Genomic DNA, 348 nt, shown 5'->3' on the forward strand with positions numbered 1-348 from the left:
GCCTGGCGTGCGGCGTCATCGTGACGACGTGGCGTTCCCCGGTGTCCTGGAAGGCGAGGTCGACCATGTCGTAGCCATAGAGGCGGTCGCGGATCGGGGCGTTGGCATCCATCAGCGAGCTCACCGCCGGGAACGCAAGCTCGATCACTCGCTCCGCCGCGATGCCGAGATGGAATTCGACGCAGGCGCGGCCCTTCTCGGCGAGGTGCGAATTCGCATAGGTGAAGTCGAAGCCCCAGCAGCTGATCTTCTTCACCCCGATGTGCACGGCGTAGGCCACGGCATGGGCCGCCGTGCTGTTGAAGTATGCCCAACCGCAGGAGTTGATTACCTCCTCGAGGGGATATG

The 348-nt window shown here is 64.1% G+C and carries 1 protein-coding gene; it reads right to left on the reverse strand.

All coding sequences use genetic code 11. The annotated features are described in order from the left end of the window. Window positions 1-280: hypothetical protein (locus EN818_RS31230; protein WP_135906672.1), on the reverse strand; the 280-nt coding region annotated here is incomplete at its 3' end. Between the last annotated feature and the right edge of the window lie 68 nt (window positions 281-348).

It is taken from the genome of Mesorhizobium sp. M3A.F.Ca.ET.175.01.1.1, assembly GCF_004791945.1.
GTDB lineage: Bacteria > Pseudomonadota > Alphaproteobacteria > Rhizobiales > Rhizobiaceae > Mesorhizobium.